Here is a 14,207-nt window from a genome sequence, read left to right as displayed (position 1 = left end):
ACTGAATGTTAGCCCACACCAATCGGGCTGCCAGCAAATATCAGAAAAAAAGCTGTTCCAAAGTTTGGAACAGCTTTTTTCATTACATCTTCTCAATCCACTCCGTCAAGCTATGCACAACTTGCGTTGGTTGTACTTCGTATTCTGTTAACTTCTCCACAGTTGTGACTCCAGTGTGGACAAGAAGGGTATGCATACCAGCATTTATTCCTGCTAAAATGTCTGTATCGTAGTTATCCCCAACCATTAATGCTTCATTTTTTTCTATGCCAAGCACTTTCAAAGCTTGTTCCATAATGATTGATTCTGGTTTTCCGATAAAGATTGGATCCACACCTGTTGATACTGCTACAACTGATGTTAATGAACCATTACCTGGTAATAATCCTCGCTCAGTTGGGATGGCAATATCCCCATTTGTAGAAATAAACGTCGCGCCATTACGCACAGCAAGACACGCTTTTGCTAATTTTTCATATGTGATGTCACGATCTAAACCCACAACAACGAAATCAGGATTTTCATCCACAAGTTCAAATCCTTTTTCCACAAGTGCATCGTGTAAGCCTTCTTCACCAATCATATATACAGTTGCGTCTTGTTTACGTTCATAAATGAAGTTCGCAGTCGCCATACTCGTTGTGAATACTTGCTCTGCTTTCGCTGGAATATCGAAACGAACAAGCTTTTCTGCCACCTGTTCCGGTTTGCGAGTTGAGTTATTCGTAACGAATAAATATGGAATGCCGCGCTCTCCTAATGCTTTTACGAAGTCGCTTGCTTCTTCAATTTGTTCTTCTCCGCGATACATCGTACCGTCTAAGTCAATTAAGTAACCTTTATACATCGATTATGTCTCTCCTTCTATGCTAACGTTCTCACCTTATCATACCACTCTTATATTACCCGCTTTTCCAAAAGAAAAAAACGCTTTACCTTAAAGCGCCCCATAACGTTCATTTTTTCTCTTTTATTTGGTAAGAACAACTACAATCGCCCTCGCACATATTTGCTAGCGTTTTCACTTCTGCGTTCGTAAATAAACGCTTATACATTTCTTTTTCATCTGCACACACTTGCGGGAATCTCTCGGCAATTTCCTTTAACGGACAGTTTTGTTTTTCAATTACGAAAGATTTCTCTCCATCTCTCTTTATTTGAACCATATAACCATTTTTCTCTTGCATAGCTGCTATCTCTTGCACTTTATATGCTAAATTCTTTTGATTACTCACTCTCTTTTGTAACTGTTCTTCCATTCGCTTCGTTCTCTCTTTTAAAACGTAACGAAGTATTTTTTCATCGCCCATTCGAGCTAAATCTTCTAGCATATCAATCGCAAATTGCTTATACTCTTTCGGGAATGTATCTTCTCCCTTTTCGCTTAATCCATACAAATAAGTTGGTCTTCCGACATGTTGCCTTACCATCTTAGAATAAATGAGTCCGTCTTTCTCAAGATTACTTAAATGTCTTCGAATCGCCATTTCTGTAATCTCTAAAACGTCAGCTAGTTCCGCTACCGTGTGCTCTCCCTTTACTTTCAACAATTGTACAATCTCGTCTTTCGTAGTACGTGCTTCCCCCATACTTCACCCTTCTCCCTTTTCTTTCTCACATACAATATAAGATCCCCAAAAGGCATTCTCTGGGGATCTTATAAGCATAATTATTCTGGTACAAATGCAGATACAGGTCCTAATTCCTTTTCTAAATAACTGCGAATATTTGCTGGGTATTTCTCTACCACTGCAATATGTTTTTGAATCGTCTTATATAATTCATCATGATTCATTTGAATATAGTCTTGCGTAAGCATTTTTCGAAGAAGGATAATTTCTTTCATCCCTTGTCCATCTTCTTCACTTATCACTCGCTCGTCCATTAAAATATCAATAATATCTTCATAGCTTCCTGGATCGCGCATAATAAATCCATCAATCATCGCATTTCCTACATCTAATACAGTATCAATAATAAGATGGGCTATGCGCTCTAATGCGTAAAATTCAAACTCGGTTTCATATATCTTTTTCTCTTGAAATGTACTTGTTGCTCGTTCTAAACATACTAGCATTTGTTCTATTTTCTTTCTGTCTACAAAATACATGAATGTCACCTACCTGGAAATTAAAGCATTTACATTTTAATTGTAACGCTTTCTTCTGAAAAAATCGACAATTTTTCGAATTCACCTTTTCTCCGTTATTTGTTATAGTTATATTTGTATGATTTTTGAAATTGGAGGAATGGAATCTTGGAACGTGAACTCGCACTAGAAATTGTCCGTGTAACAGAAGCAGCAGCCTTAGCATCCGCACAGTGGATGGGCCGCGGAAAGAAAAATGAAGCAGATGATGCAGCAACTACAGCAATGCGTGATATGTTCGATTCAGTAAACATGGCAGGTACAGTTGTAATTGGTGAAGGAGAACTTGATGAAGCACCGATGTTGTATATTGGTGAAGAACTAGGAACAGGTAACGGTCCAGAAGTAGACATCGCCGTTGATCCATTAGAAGGTACAAACATCGTTGCAAAAGGTCTTGCAAATGCAATGGCAGTTATTGCAATCGCAGACAAAGGGAACCTTCTTCATGCTCCTGATATGTACATGGAAAAAATCGCGGTTGGTCCAAAAGCAGCTGGTAAAATTAGCTTAGATGATCCAATTGAAAAAACAATTGAAATTGTAGCAGAAGCTAACAATAAAAAGATTCGCGATCTAACAGTTATCGTTCAAGAACGTGAACGTCATCAAGATATTATTGACCGTGTTCGTGCAAAAGGTGCACGCGTAAAATTATTTGGTGACGGTGATGTTGGTGCGTCAATCGCAACAGCACTACCTGGAACGGGTATCGACTTATTCGTAGGTATTGGCGGAGCTCCAGAAGGTGTTATTTCTGCAGCAGCATTAAAGTGCCTTGAAGGTGAAATGCAAGCTCGCTTAGTTCCAATGAACGAAGAAGAAGAAGCTCGTTGTCGTGAAATGGGATTAGAAGATCCTCGTCAACTTCTTATGTTAGATGACTTAGTATCTGGGGATGATGCAATCTTCTCAGCAACTGGTGTATCTGCTGGTGAGTTATTAGACGGTGTTAAATTCCTTGGCGGAGACTTAGCTGAAACATACTCTATCGTAATGCGTTACAAAACAAGAACAGTACGATTCATTAAAACACATCACCATTTAGATCATAAACCACACTTAAACTTAGATATTTAATAAAGGAGCCATGTGTATGGAAGAACGTTTCTTTCTGTACGACGATACTGTCGCTACAAAAACTCGTTTCGTTAGCTTTATGGGAGAAAATGAGCGTCACGATTTAGCGCTATTATACTCCGATCGTCATTACGGTAAAACAATTGTCCTTGATATGCAGCGCAATAAATTTGCAATCATCGGTGCTGACGATTTAAACGAACCAGGCTACTTAGAGCATGCATTTTCTATGACTGAAGAAATTGCAGAAGAATTACGCTCATTTTTATTTGAACTTATATAATTTATCGTATGCACCAGCTATTTTAGCTGGTGTTTTTTCATTAATAGAGTTTTGAATTTTCAATCTTTTGTGTTATAATTAAGAATAAATCTATTTGGATAGAAAGGACGTTATCTACGTATGCCAACATTTACTTTGTAATGGACCAGCAATTGGATAGCATTACTCTCAAAAAAGCACCGTGCTTTTTCAAGGGAGTAGTCTGCCCATTCCCATTACAAAGGAACGTATTGCATCTGTAGTATGATGTTTACGGAGGTTCCTCTTTGGGGACCTCCTTTTATTTTTGTCTTTTTCTCATGTCTTCATACTACAAGACATCCAAATAGCTGTATTACGTTTCTTTGCCACTACTATAAGAGGTGAAGGAAAATGCAGAAAGTACAACTTTCTTGGAGTTTATATGAAAACGAGCAAAACACAATCGAAAAATATTGTAAAAATTGCAGACGTACTACCCTATTTACCGATACAAATATTCGTAGGCATAACGCCAACGGAAAAAACATATACCGCTTTGCCATTTATAAATGTCCGAAAGACCATACGTGGAATCAAAAACTTCGTATTTATAAAGCATTTACTGATCACGTTGAAACGATCGATATGACTCAGCAAGATCAAACGGAAACAACTACTACCATTTCCATTACGCAACATCAAGAAAGCGGCATAACCGAAATCACGATCGTATTAGATATCGTTTTCGGTTCCCACCGCATCGATAAAGCCTTATCCACATATATTTCCGACTGGAGCCGTACACGCATTGTGGATAAAATTAAAAATGGGGATATTCAATTGAACGGACAACAAATGAAGCCAAATACAATACTTTCTGAAGGCGATTCTATTTCAATTTGTTTATAAGGGGGGAGTCTCATGCTAAATGTGAGAAAAGGTACGATGAATTTATTAGACGAATTAGATGCAATGTATACAGAATGTAAAAAAGCGCTCTTACAAAAGAAAATTTATCAATGGGATGATTCATATCCGACTCGAGAACATATTGCCTATCACTTAGAACAAGGTGAACTCTACTGCCTATTTGAGCATGATTCGCTCGTTGGTGCTGTTGTGTTGAATGAGTGGCAATCTCCAGAATATGAGCTAATTGATTGGTCAGAAACACACGGTCGCTTTCTTATCGTCCATTCTTTCGTCATCCATCCTTTCGCCCAAGGAAAAGGATATAGCAAAGTACTTTTATCCTTTTGGGAAAATGAAGCAAAACGAAAAGACTATACGGGCATACGATTAGATGCTTTCACTGGCAATCCCGTTTCATTGCGTTTGTATGAAAAGAATCATTATATTTGTCGAGGTGCTGTTTATTTTTCAAGTAAACAGCCTCCTCACAATTGGTATAACTGCTATGAAAAAATCCTCTTACAATTGTAAGAGGATTTTTTTATTTCTTCACTTTTCGTAATACAAAATGTGCGCAACCGAAGTTACAGTACTCGTATAAATACTCCGTTAACGTACTAATTTTCGTATCATATGTCGCACGTTGGTTACTATCATCAAAGAATCCGCGCAATCTAAGTTGCTCATATCCCCAGTCCCCAACGATGTAATCATATTTATTTAAAATTTCTGCATAGCGCTCTTTAAATGCTTCTTCACTAAAACCGTCACGAAAGTTTTTAATTACTTCGTACTGAACATTATTAATGCTCACCGTAGCATGAATCTCTTGCTTTTGCTCCATCATTAACTTCCTCTCTAAGCATTCTTCTTTTTATCGTATCACAAAGCATAACAACCAACAATTTCAAATACAAAAAATTGCAAATTAGTACATGCTATGGAGAAGGAGGTGATACATCGTGAAAAAACAAATTTTACTTTCTCTTCTCACTCTTTCCTTATTTGCAGGCTGCCAATCAGCGAACAAAGCTGAAATGGAACGTGAAGAAGGAAGCCGTGTTCTTGTTTCCAATAAAAACGACATGTATCATACGGAAAATACAAATACAAGACTCACAAGAGTCGGTTATTCTTCTAAACAAAAGCATGAAGTATCTAACAAACAAGTAGGAGCCATTAATCGCGAGAAGGTCGCTGAAATGATTACAAGCATGACAGTCAAACTTCCTGACGTTACAAACGCTGCTACACTCGTTACTGATGATGAAGTGTTCGTTGTATACCGTGCAAACACAACGGATCCAAAACTCGTAGCGGATCAAGTATATAGAGCTGCTTTGTCCATCGTCCCTCGCTATTATAAAGCATATGTATCAACAGACCAAAAGTTGATTTCTCAAATTCAAGGGCTTCAATCTGGCGCATTAAATGATACAGAATATACACAAAGCCTCGATATGTTAAAACGAGAAATGAGTAAAAATCCTCATTTGAACAATACGGGAGATCAGACTTTGAATGATATGATTAAAAAGTAAAACAGGTGGAGAAAATCTCCACCTGTTTTACTTTTTATTTTTTATTACAATCCGCATAAACCTCCATCGCATCACACATAAACTGCGCTAATCCCTCACCAAACTTATCGATATTTTTCGTAAAGCGCTCATCAGCGACGTACATTTGACCGAGTCCTTTAAAAGCATCTAACGAATATTCACCGAAGTTTTGCAAGTAATCGTACCATACTTTAATAGCTGCCTGCGCCTCTTTAGAATCTGGTGCATCGTGTCTAAGCGTTGCTAAATTTCTATAAATAGCATTAAACTCCTCTTGGTTCTCTTTTGACATACCTTTTGCATATTCGTTCGCTTTATCTACAGCTGCGTCTCCCCATTTTTCACGTGCTTCTTCTTCATATGGGTTATGGCTGAAATCGAATCCTTCAAATTTCTCTTTATTCGTCATTTCAATCTCTCCTTTTGTATGCTGAATTGTTTTATCAATAGTCGCAATCACCTTATCTAATCTGGCACGCTTTTCAAGAAGCATCTTCTTATGAAGCTGTAGTGCCTCTTCGCGATTAAATGATGGACTCATGATAATCTCTTTAATTTTCTTCAAAGGGAAGCCAAGCTCTTTAAAAAACAAAATTTGCTGCAATGTCTCTAAATTTTCATTGGAATACAGACGATATCCAGACTCTGTCGTCTCGTCTGGGGTTAACAACCCAATTTCATCGTAATGATGCAGTGTGCGCACACTAATTCCAACTAAATCAGCTACTTCTTTTACTCTCATTGTCATTTGTATCTCCCCCTTAGTACATACGATAAAGTATGACGCAACGTTAGAGTCAATAAGTAAATTCATTTTCTTTCTAAAAGTTTCATCTCTCCCCTATTTCATGCATAATAGATATGTACATATATTAGAAAGCGGTGAAAGTATGGTTTCAAATACTGTAATTGCCAGCATCATTTTTCAACTCATTGTCTCGATTCTGGTCCCAATTATCGTACTCGTTTATTTCCGTAAAAAATATAATATGAATTGGAAAGTGGTCGGCGTTGGTGTTCTTATCTTTATCGGATTCACCCAAATTCTTGAAACACCATTCCACCTATTTATGCGCGGTAATCCAACAATCGCTCCATTTTTAGAAAATCCGTTTGTCTTCGCAATTTATGGCGGATTGACTGCTGGTATTTTTGAAGAATTAGGACGCTTCGTTGCCTTCTTCTTCTTACTAAAAAAATATCTAGAATATAAAGATGGCTTCGCTTATGGAATTGGTCACGGCGGAATTGAATCTATTTTAATTGGCGGTTTTTCTGCATTACAAGCATTAATCTTTGCTAATTCTATTAACGATGGTAGCTTCGCTCGACTGATTGAACAAAAACCCGAGCTTAGCATTTTACAGGACATGTTAATTCAGCAACCTGCCTACTTATACTTCCTTGGTAGCTTAGAAAGAATTATGGCACTCGTGCTTCAAATCGCCTTTACAATGCTTGTTTTATACGCAGTCAAACAGAAGAAATATATCTTCCTAGTATACGCTATACTATTCCACGCATTTGTAGACTTTTTCGCGGCACTTTACCAAACAAAAACAATCAATATCTTTGTTGCCGAAGGAATTACCCTTCTCTTCACAATTGGGGCTGTCGTTCTTATTCGCAAGATGAAAGCGAAATTAATGAGTGTGCCGGAGTAAAAAATAACCCACCGATTGGTGGGTTATTTTTTATGGATTGTCGCAATGGTGATAGCTTTTTCCTTCTTGCAGCTCCCTCTTTGTTTCTGCATCTATAACGATGTACTTATGGAACTCTTCTACTTCATTTTGAGAAAAGGAAGCGAAAAAATAAACTTGGCGATCAGGATGAACAAAAAAATCTTGAAGCATCACACTACTCCGACAACCCATGGTTGTTTTTTGTAGGAAAGAAAATTCCTCATCAGCCACTTCTTTAAATAAGATTTTTTTCCGAACACTATATGCTGCATTATTGTATTCTTTATAGATTTTCTTATCTAACTGTTTATAAAAAACATCCTCACTCACAAATGACTTATTTCGATTGCTTGGATAATTTAGTTTTTGATTCGACTCTGCATAAGTTGTGGACAAGTGTATAAAAAAACAAAGACTAAATACAATACATATCATTTTATTCATGATTGCACCTCAAATGTTCATTATCCACATTACTTTTCCACATATTTAAATCAATATGCTGTTTCCAATAAAAAGGAATTATTTCTACATTTGTCGAAGTATATAGCGTCAACTTGAAAGATGGGGATGAATTATGAAGAAAATTATTGTAATACGACATTGTTCAGCAATTGGGCAAAAACGTGATGATGAATTAACGACCGATGGAAAAGACCAAGCAAACACCCTTGCTACATTCCTCTTAGAAAATCATCTACAAATCGATCATATTATTTCAAGCCCATTTGTCCGAGCTATCGATTCCATTCGGCCCTATGCGCTCCAAGCTAACTTATCTATCCAAGAAGATGAACGATTAACTGAACGCATATTGAGCAACATTCCAATGGATGATTGGATGCAAAAACTAGAATCTACTTTTACAAATATAGATATTGCCTTTTCAGGCGGAGAGTCAACAAAACAAGCAACAGACCGGGCCCTATCGCTTATTCAAGACGTTTTACAATTAAACCATACGACAACACTACTTGTTACACATGGCAATTTACTTACACTCATTTTAAAGCATTTTGATCATACGATTGGCTTTAATGAATGGAGAACTTTAACGAATCCTGATATTTACGAAATTACAATCGACGAACAATGTATCATAAAACGCTTATGGGAAACATCGTCCAAGTAATATCCCTTTCCAAAACATTCAGTTGACGCCACGAGAAGAGACTGTTCTAACAATAGAAAGGGGTATCATTTCATATGTACGAAGACGTACTTGCTTTACTACATAAAACAAATGTTTCTTATGAAAAATTCGAACACGAACCAGTACTCGATTATGAGACGGATCGGATCGTACGCGAGAGACTTGGCTTACAAGGCACTCCAAGTAAAAGCTTATTTTTAAAATCAAAGTCTGAAGATTATTACGTATTTTTTACGTTAGAGGGCACAAGGCTCAACCGGGGAGAGATGAAAGAATTAACAGGAGAACGCTTATCTCTCTGTTCTCCTGATGAACTGCGAGACAAAACTGGTTGTACGCCGGGATGTGTGGCTCCTTTCGGATATTCACACGATGTAACAATTATTGTGGATAACGCTATTTATAAGTACGATAAAATTTTAATTACACCTGGTGTTCCTGAATTTACAATTGAATTATCCACAGAAGAATTAAAAAAGATTTTATTAACATGTCCAAATACCATTTTAGAGTACAAACAAAAAGAGAGCTAATCATTAGCTCTCTTTTTTCATTATTTAGCTTCTGCTGTTTTTTCTTTTGCAGAACGTACTTGCTCGTCCGCATGGTAAGAAGAACGCACAAGTGGGCCAGCTTCACAGTGGCTAAATCCTTTGCTAAGTGCAATTTCTTTAAGCTCTGCAAATTCTGCTGGTGGGTAATATTTAAGAACTGGTAAATGCTTCTTAGATGGTTGCAGGTATTGCCCAAGAGTTAAAATATCCACATTGTTTGCACGTAAGTCATCCATTGCTTCAATTAAATCTTCTCTCGTTTCACCTAAGCCCACCATAATGCTCGATTTAGTTGGAATATCAGGCTGCATTTCTTTCGCTCGACGTAAAAACTCTAATGAACGTTCATATTTTGCTCTAGCGCGAACTCGGTCAGATAATCGACGTACTGTTTCAATGTTATGGTTTAAAATATCTGGTTTTGCATCCATTAACATTTTTAAGTTTTCTTCTACTCCACCCATATCAGATGGTAATACTTCGATAGACGTGAATGGGTTTTTACGACGTACTGCGCGTACTGTTTCAGCAAAAACAGCTGCTCCCCCGTCCTTTAAATCATCACGTGCAACCGCTGTTATAACAACGTGCTTTAAGCCCATTTGTACTACTGAATCTGCTACGCGTTCTGGTTCTTGTAAATCAAGCTCAGTTGGTAAGCCTGTTTTAACCGCACAAAAACGACAAGCACGTGTACAAACCGCACCTAAAATCATAAATGTTGCTGTTTTTCTTACAGCCCAGCATTCATGAATATTCGGACATTTTGCCTCTTCACAAACGGTATGAAGATTCTTAGAACGCATCATTTTCTTTAAGCCTGTATAGTTTTCATTCGTGTTTAACTTAATTTTCAACCATTCGGGCTTGCGCTTATATTCTGTTTGTTTTGTCATGGTTATCAACTCCGCACAATATGAAATAGTTTACCGTGTTCGCTTCTTTCAATGTAACATATCTATTCTAACGTATGAAAGCGATTTGCTCAAATGAAGATTCTAAGATTTTTTCCAATCGTTCCCTATAATGAAATACTCCGTATATCCCACACTAAAAAGAGTGATGTTGTGAAAGGAGTCTATTTCATGCTTCGAAAAATTTCTCTTTTGCTTTCTATTTGTTTTCTTCTCCACCAAAACATCGCTTACGGTGAAGATAATCAGCAAAGCATATACGAAAAGCGCATGGCACTATATAAAGAAACCGAGCAGTCTTCAGGCATTCCATGGTATTACTTAGCTGCAATGGATCAATATGAAAGAAATATACGGAGCGTAAGAAAAGATATTCCGAAAAAACCAGATGCCATCATTTCCCTTTATTTCAAACCAGAAATATGGGCTGGACCTATTAATAGTAACGATACTCTCCCCCATACAATTTCTCTATTTGGCGGAATAGGTTTAGATGGTGACAAAGATGGATTTGCAAATGCAAATAGCGACCGTGATCTTCTGCATACCGCAGCGACTATTTTAAGGAAACAAGGAACGTCAGAAGACCGTATTAAAATTATGCTCTGGGAATATTATAGACGTGCAAAAACAGTTGATTTAATTAGCGAATATGCCCAAATTTATAAACATTATGGCCGTATTAATTTAGAAGGAAATGCTTTTCCTCTTCCGATCCGTAGTGACCATAGCTACCGTAGTACTTTCGGCGCTGGAAGAAGTTTTGGGGGTAGAAGGATTCATGAAGGAACCGATATTTTTGCCGGATATGGCGTGCCAGTAAGATCGACTTGCTATGGCATTATTGAAACGAAAGGTTGGAACCGCCTTGGTGGATGGCGCATTGGTATTCGCGACCTTCATAACAATTACCATTATTACGCTCATTTAGGCGGGTTCTCAAAAGAAATACAGCTTGGACAAATTGTTGAGCCAGGGAAAGTAATCGGATTTGTTGGTAGCACTGGTTATGGACCTCCTGGTACAGCCGGAAAATTTCCGCCCCACTTACATTTTGGCATATATAAAGACAATGGCTATACAGAATGGGCCTTCGATCCATACATGCATTTAAGCCTTTGGGAACGCAAAGAACGAGCAAATACAAAACGATAACCGTAGCTGCATTGCTACGGTTATTTTTTATCCATTAAAAGCCTGGCTGAGCCGGGTTTCACTTTATTTACAACTAACTATCTGTTTTCTTTTTATCAGGTACAGCAACACTTCCACTTCCATAATACGTAGGCACTTCCCCTTGAACGATACGCGTCGCAATCGGAACATTTTGTTTCACCGTTATCTCTTTCGTATGAAATGGAATAATTACTTGCAATGTTACTTCCATTTCCATAACAATTTGAATTGCTGTAGTATTAATCCCATGCGGCTCAATTTTTTGTTTAATATCTGTATTCACATGCCCAATTGGCGTGAAATGAATCGGAATATCCGGTCCTATATTACCAAGAAGTGCATTATCAGTTACACGCCCAAAAGGAACTGCCATAGTCGCCCCGTTTTTTTCAGAAATACCTAGCTCCTTCAACTTCCCTTGTTCTACTTGCTGCAAATATTTTTCTATGTACGTGGTCGTTGACGTTACGATTTCATTTACTTGCTTTGTATTTAAATTAATTGTAGATACTTTTCCGTTTTTATCATTCTGTACTTTCATTAATGAATCTACATCGAATCCTTCATTAATTCGATCCTTTACTGCCTTCGTCATAATTGCCGTCGCCATTTTATGCGTCTCTACTTCCCCATATTTAATTAAGGTCGGCTGAATATTATTATTCACAATCCACAACCCTTGCGTAAGTAATATAATAAAAAGAATAAACGACATAAGCAGTATATACCGAAAGGCAATAGGCCCCCTTCGAAACCGCGAGTTTTTCGAGCGAAATATACTCATAAAAAAACCTCCTTCTTATATCATTTCTATGCAAGAAGGAGGGACGATATATGCTTATCTCATTTTTAATAATGCTTCTTTTCCAATTGTTCCTGCTGGAATGCCTAATGCTTCAGCTCCAGTCGTTACCGATTCTAGCGGCGCTTCAAGAAGTTGTTCAATCGTTCTTACACCAACCGCACGGCCAGCAATAATTCCTCGATCACCTAACTTCTCATTTAAAAGACCTACATCTAATGCACCACACATAATATATCCTTTATCGCTCATTACAGCTAGCAAATTTGTCTTTGGAAGTTTCACGCTAACCGCAATAAACGTATAATTATCAATTATAATTGGCTCCACATTAACCATAGTTCACACTCCTCTCTTTCTTATCTGTATGACAAGAGAAAAATGAGTGTTACAAGTTAACTAGCCTATAGTTTAACGGAAGATGTATAAGTTATTAACATATCTGTTAACACATCTCTAAGTAGTTCTGGCATATAATATTGTTTGTCAGAAAGTGTGGATAGCTCTGGGTATAAGTAGCCAAATGTAAACATATCAATTGTTCCTACTGTATATATACGATCTAATTCCAGCGATTCCCCGTTAATTAATACATCTTCGAGTAAAATTTTATTCCCAGGAATCGTATCTGGAATTACTTCTACACCCGCGTAAATCATTTTCCCCATCACTTTCCCACGAAATCCGAATCCTTTCACCTCAAGATTCTCCATATTCGGCTTACGTGCTTTCAAAATAACTTCTCTTAATATCTTTCCTGGAACTTTCAAAGCACACGGATTAATTGGATGTGGACAAATTCTGTGAATATCTCCGCGCGTTACGACACCCTCTTCTAACCCTTCAAGAAGTACACCAGCATTCACCATGCCAATTTCTGCACCGCACCATGTTTTCAGCGCACTTGCTAACATATGAGAAAACGGCGTCTCGTGAAACCAATCAACCTGTAATGACTCTTTTAAATGAACGACAGGCTCTGCCATTATATGCTTACTTTCTTCCTGCAGTATTTCAATTGTGGATAACGGCTCGCTATAAGCACCTAACCGTTCCGTCTTAATCGCTCTACCGTCCTTTTTCAACAGCTTCTTCGTCTCTTTATCCACAGTAAGCTGCACGTGCCCAACGTAACGTCCCCACTTTTCACAGCAACAAAGTAAAGTATTATTCATTAGAACACCACGCTCAAATAAATGATGCGTATGTGCCCCTAAAATAACATCTATATCATAATGCTCTGCCATATACTCATCCATACTTTTTCCAAGGTGAGAAAGGACAACTGTTATATGAGCCTCATCTCTCACTTCTTCTAAAATAGACTCTAAATGGATAAGCGGATCTTCAATATGCCAATCGAGCATTTGATAAAACTCTGGATACGCAACAGTTAACCCGATAAAAGCAATCGTAATCCCATCTGTCGTTGTATGTAATTTATAAGGCTTTGCCCATGATGGACGTACACCTTCTTTTTCAAATAAATTTGCAACAAGTACTTCAAATCCAGCATCATCATAGAGCCGATTTAAATGCTCTTTCGCTAACGTAATTCCTTCATTATTTCCGATCGTTACATAATCATATAACGCCTCATTTAAAAGCTTCGTATTCCCAAGCCCATTTGTCGCTTCCGAAATACTATGAAAACGATCCACATGATCGCCGATATCAATCGTCAAAACAGTCTCTCCCGCTTCCTGTCTTCGCTTTTTCTCCCCTAGAACAAACCGAGAAATTTGCGGCCAATTTTCAAAATGACTATGTATATCGTTTGTATGATAAAGGTGGATGATTGTTTCTTTATTTGTATTCAGAGAAAAAACCTCCTCTCAGTTCCTTACTGCCATTTACGCTATGCGCACACAATAATCCTGTAAATACTTTTCGTCTTTTCTTGCTATTTTACATTGTACTCGCATTGTGAGAAAAAGCAAAAGATTGTCCTTTTTATATGAGAAACTTTTGCTAAT

At 37.6% G+C, this 14,207-nt stretch carries 19 protein-coding genes; 9 read left to right on the top strand and 10 right to left on the bottom strand.

The annotated features are described in order from the left end of the window. Window positions 1-82: 82 nt before the first annotated feature. The 3 genes from M1D66_RS02545 to M1D66_RS02535 form a co-directional block, all read right to left on the bottom strand. Window positions 83-847 (bottom strand): TIGR01457 family HAD-type hydrolase, encoded by a 765-nt coding sequence (locus M1D66_RS02545; protein WP_086385638.1) that lies wholly within the window; start codon window positions 845-847, stop codon window positions 83-85. Between the two features lie 109 nt (window positions 848-956). Next, window positions 957-1,589, bottom strand: a complete 633-nt coding sequence (locus M1D66_RS02540) for a helix-turn-helix transcriptional regulator (RefSeq protein WP_144597239.1) — start codon at window positions 1,587-1,589, stop codon at window positions 957-959. Window positions 1,590-1,669: 80 nt separating this feature from the next. Further along, window positions 1,670-2,110, bottom strand: a complete 441-nt coding sequence (locus tag M1D66_RS02535) for a DUF86 domain-containing protein (RefSeq protein WP_000274010.1) — start codon at window positions 2,108-2,110, stop codon at window positions 1,670-1,672. Between the two features lie 147 nt (window positions 2,111-2,257). Here M1D66_RS02535 and glpX point away from each other — a divergent pair, with 147 nt between their 5' ends. The 4 genes from glpX to M1D66_RS02515 all read left to right on the top strand — a co-directional run bounded on the left by glpX (window position 2,258) and on the right by M1D66_RS02515 (window position 4,916). After that, on the top strand, window positions 2,258-3,229 hold the full coding sequence (gene glpX, locus M1D66_RS02530; protein ID WP_000439090.1) for a class II fructose-bisphosphatase: 972 nt from the start codon (window positions 2,258-2,260) through the stop codon (window positions 3,227-3,229). 16 nt (window positions 3,230-3,245) lie between these two features. Continuing rightward, on the top strand, window positions 3,246-3,512 hold the full coding sequence (locus tag M1D66_RS02525; protein WP_000392606.1) for a DUF3055 domain-containing protein: 267 nt from the start codon (window positions 3,246-3,248) through the stop codon (window positions 3,510-3,512). A gap of 372 nt (window positions 3,513-3,884) precedes the next feature. After that, window positions 3,885-4,382 (top strand): cytoplasmic protein, encoded by a 498-nt coding sequence (locus M1D66_RS02520; protein WP_047792133.1) that lies wholly within the window; start codon window positions 3,885-3,887, stop codon window positions 4,380-4,382. Window positions 4,383-4,394: 12 nt separating this feature from the next. Next, a complete protein-coding gene (locus tag M1D66_RS02515) occupies window positions 4,395-4,916 on the top strand; it encodes a GNAT family N-acetyltransferase (RefSeq protein ID WP_144597243.1) in 522 nt (173 codons plus the stop codon). Between the two features lie 10 nt (window positions 4,917-4,926). Here M1D66_RS02515 and M1D66_RS02510 read toward each other — a convergent pair whose 3' ends face one another. Continuing rightward, window positions 4,927-5,229, bottom strand: a complete 303-nt coding sequence (locus tag M1D66_RS02510) for a YutD family protein (RefSeq protein ID WP_000435943.1) — start codon at window positions 5,227-5,229, stop codon at window positions 4,927-4,929. Between the two features lie 118 nt (window positions 5,230-5,347). Here M1D66_RS02510 and M1D66_RS02505 point away from each other — a divergent pair, with 118 nt between their 5' ends. Continuing rightward, entirely contained in the window at window positions 5,348-5,926 is a 579-nt protein-coding gene (locus M1D66_RS02505; RefSeq protein ID WP_000744132.1) for a YhcN/YlaJ family sporulation lipoprotein, read from the top strand. 34 nt (window positions 5,927-5,960) lie between these two features. Here the strand turns inward: M1D66_RS02505 and M1D66_RS02500 are convergent, their stop codons facing one another. Beyond that, window positions 5,961-6,695, bottom strand: a complete 735-nt coding sequence (locus M1D66_RS02500) for a MerR family transcriptional regulator (RefSeq protein WP_144597245.1) — start codon at window positions 6,693-6,695, stop codon at window positions 5,961-5,963. Window positions 6,696-6,795: 100 nt separating this feature from the next. Here M1D66_RS02500 and M1D66_RS02495 point away from each other — a divergent pair, with 100 nt between their 5' ends. Next, on the top strand, window positions 6,796-7,611 hold the full coding sequence (locus M1D66_RS02495; protein WP_002164635.1) for a YhfC family intramembrane metalloprotease: 816 nt from the start codon (window positions 6,796-6,798) through the stop codon (window positions 7,609-7,611). Between the two features lie 30 nt (window positions 7,612-7,641). Here M1D66_RS02495 and M1D66_RS02490 read toward each other — a convergent pair whose 3' ends face one another. Beyond that, window positions 7,642-8,076 (bottom strand): hypothetical protein, encoded by a 435-nt coding sequence (locus M1D66_RS02490; RefSeq protein ID WP_001038433.1) that lies wholly within the window; start codon window positions 8,074-8,076, stop codon window positions 7,642-7,644. A gap of 133 nt (window positions 8,077-8,209) precedes the next feature. On the opposite strand from M1D66_RS02490, the gene M1D66_RS02485 reads away from it, so the two are divergent. Both M1D66_RS02485 and M1D66_RS02480 read left to right on the top strand, forming a co-directional pair. Continuing rightward, complete coding sequence (locus M1D66_RS02485; RefSeq protein ID WP_086385643.1) at window positions 8,210-8,764, top strand: histidine phosphatase family protein; 555 nt, start codon at window positions 8,210-8,212, stop codon at window positions 8,762-8,764. A gap of 74 nt (window positions 8,765-8,838) precedes the next feature. After that, entirely contained in the window at window positions 8,839-9,318 is a 480-nt protein-coding gene (locus tag M1D66_RS02480) for a YbaK/EbsC family protein (protein WP_086385644.1), read from the top strand. A gap of 20 nt (window positions 9,319-9,338) precedes the next feature. Here the strand turns inward: M1D66_RS02480 and lipA are convergent, their stop codons facing one another. Further along, window positions 9,339-10,235 (bottom strand): lipoyl synthase, encoded by an 897-nt coding sequence (gene lipA, locus M1D66_RS02475; protein WP_000166372.1) that lies wholly within the window; start codon window positions 10,233-10,235, stop codon window positions 9,339-9,341. A 189-nt stretch (window positions 10,236-10,424) separates the two neighbouring features. Here lipA and M1D66_RS02470 point away from each other — a divergent pair, with 189 nt between their 5' ends. After that, window positions 10,425-11,408: a M23 family metallopeptidase gene (locus M1D66_RS02470; protein WP_000944663.1), complete on the top strand. Its 984-nt coding sequence runs from the start codon at window positions 10,425-10,427 to the stop codon at window positions 11,406-11,408. Window positions 11,409-11,481: 73 nt separating this feature from the next. On the opposite strand, the gene yunB is transcribed toward M1D66_RS02470, so the two are convergent. From yunB to M1D66_RS02455, 3 genes are all read right to left on the bottom strand, one after another. Then, window positions 11,482-12,213: a sporulation protein YunB gene (gene yunB, locus M1D66_RS02465; protein WP_000021800.1), complete on the bottom strand. Its 732-nt coding sequence runs from the start codon at window positions 12,211-12,213 to the stop codon at window positions 11,482-11,484. 54 nt (window positions 12,214-12,267) lie between these two features. Next, window positions 12,268-12,570, bottom strand: coding sequence for a YunC family protein (locus M1D66_RS02460; protein ID WP_000248466.1), 303 nt, complete (start codon window positions 12,568-12,570; stop codon window positions 12,268-12,270). A 65-nt stretch (window positions 12,571-12,635) separates the two neighbouring features. Continuing rightward, entirely contained in the window at window positions 12,636-13,973 is a 1,338-nt protein-coding gene (locus tag M1D66_RS02455; RefSeq protein ID WP_229699486.1) for a bifunctional metallophosphatase/5'-nucleotidase, read from the bottom strand. Window positions 13,974-14,207: the final 234 nt, after the last annotated feature.

The organism is Bacillus sp. PK6-16, from assembly GCF_056530295.1.
This window is presented reverse-complemented; position numbering and strand designations above follow the sequence as displayed.